Annotated in this window: 2 protein-coding genes; both read right to left on the bottom strand. The window is 66.5% G+C overall.

Annotated features, from left to right (window positions below; all coding sequences use genetic code 11):
• Window positions 1–127 precede the first annotated feature (127 nt).
• On the bottom strand, window positions 128–1,174 hold the full coding sequence (locus HMPREF3115_RS27555) for an ABC transporter substrate-binding protein (RefSeq protein ID WP_006411082.1): 1,047 nt from the start codon (window positions 1,172–1,174) through the stop codon (window positions 128–130).
• Window positions 1,175–1,267: 93 nt separating this feature from the next.
• The coding region (locus HMPREF3115_RS27550; RefSeq protein WP_083302322.1) for a TOBE domain-containing protein at window positions 1,268–1,880 on the bottom strand (613 nt) is incomplete at its 5' end.

Here is a 1,880-nt window from a genome sequence, read left to right as displayed (position 1 = left end):
CGACGTCGGGGAAGAAGCGATCGTCATCGTATTCAACGGTTCTCTCCGGCCGGAGCGCGATCCGGCGGAATGCCGCGCGACGCGAACGAAGCGCCGCGCGGCCGGTTGCATCGGGACAGCGGTGCGATTACTTCGTCGCCCACGCGGCGAAGCGCTGCTCGAGTTCGTCGCTGTGATCGGTCCAGAACCCGATGTCTTCCAGCACCGCGTTCTTGCCGTTGGCCGGCGAATTCGGCAGATTCGCGAGCGTCTTCGCGTCGAGCGACTTGATCGCCGCGATGTTCGCCGGCCCGTACGCGATGTGCTGCGCGTATGCCTGCTGCGGCTTCGGCGTCAGCGTGTAGGCGATGTACTGCTCGGCAAGCGCCTTGTTCGGCGAGCCCTTCGGAATCGCCCAGTAGTCGAGATCGTAGATGCTGCCGTTCCACACGACCTTCAGGTTCTTGCCTTCCTTCTGCGCGGCATCGATGCGGCCGTTGTACGCGGTCGACATCACGACGTCGCCGGCGACGAGGAACTGCGGCGGCTGCGCGCCCGCTTCCCACCACTGGATATACGGCTTCAGTTCGTCGAGCTTCTTGAACGCACGGTCCTGGCCGGCCTTCGTGCCGAGCACCTTGTACACGTCCTTGGGCGCGACGCCGTCGGCCATCAGCGCGAACTCGAGGTTATAGCGCGCGCCCTTGCGCATTCCGCGCTTGCCCGGGAATTTCTTCACGTTCCAGAAATCGGCCCAGCCGGTCGGTGCGGTCTTCAGCTTGTCGGCGTTGTACGACAGCGCGGTCGACCAGACGAAGAAGCCGACGCCGCACACTTGCGGCGCTTCCGGAATGAGGTCCGACTTCTTCGCGATTTTCGACCAGTCGAGTTTCTCGTACAGCCCTTCGTCGCAGCCGCGATTCAGGTCGCCCGACTCGACTTCGACCACGTCCCAGTTGACGTGCTTCGCTTCGACCATCGCTTTCACCTTGGCCTGCTCGCCGTTGTACTCGACGGCGGTGACCTTGTTGCCGGTCGCCTTCTCGAACGGCTGGTTGAACGCGACCTTCTGCGCGTCGCCGTTCGCGCCGCCGAAGTTGACGACCGTCAGCTCCGCCGCCGTTGCCGATGCGCCGACGGCAGCCAGCGCCAATGCGAGCGCGGTGCCGCGCACCGCAAAACCTGTTCCGTTCATGATCGTTGCTCTCCTCTTGTGGTGGTCGTGGTGAATGCGTGACGTTGTAATGGGCGACGTGCCGCGCGCTGTCGGCTCGCTCGGCGCGGGCGCCTACGCAAAGACGCGCAGATGCTCGGGCGCGAACGCGAGCGAGACCGGCGCGCCCGGCGAGAACGCGTCGAGCGCGCCGGTGCCGAGCGGCATCTTCACGAAGCATTCGTCCTGCCCCGGCAGCGCGCAACGCACGCGCACGTGATCGCCGAAATAGATGAGGCTGCGCGCCTCGCCCGTCAGCCGGTTCGCCGCCGCGCCGTTCGCGTGGCCATTCGCGTGGCCGTTCGCATCGCCATTGACGCGATCCGGCGCATGGCCGTTCGCACCCTGCGCCGCGAGGCTCATCCGCTCGGGCCGGATGCATGCGACGGCCGCCGCACCCTCGGCGACATCGCCGATGCGGCGGCCGACGAGGCGCGTGCCGTCGCCGAGCCGCAGCTCGCAGAACTCGCCGTCGACGCGCGCGATCGTGCCGCGCAGCCGGTTGCTGTCGCCGATGAAGTTCGCGACGAATTCGTTGCACGGCGATTCGTAGAGCCGGTCCACCGTGTCGAGCTGCTGCACGATGCCCTTGTCGAATACCGCCACGCGGTCCGACATCGTCAGCGCCTCGCCCTGGTCGTGCGTCACGTAGACGAACGTCACGCCGAGCTTCTCGTGCAGCGCCTTC

The organism is Burkholderia sp. HMSC10F09, from assembly GCF_001806955.1.
Taxonomy (GTDB): Bacteria; Pseudomonadota; Gammaproteobacteria; order Burkholderiales; family Burkholderiaceae; genus Burkholderia; species Burkholderia multivorans.
This window is presented reverse-complemented; position numbering and strand designations above follow the sequence as displayed.

Bases quoted from the DNA above. Each gene is read 5' to 3' on its own strand.
- HMPREF3115_RS27555 (WP_006411082.1), bottom strand. From the start codon at position 1,174: ATGAACGGAACAGGTTTTGCGGTGCGCGGCACCGCGCTCGCATTGGCG.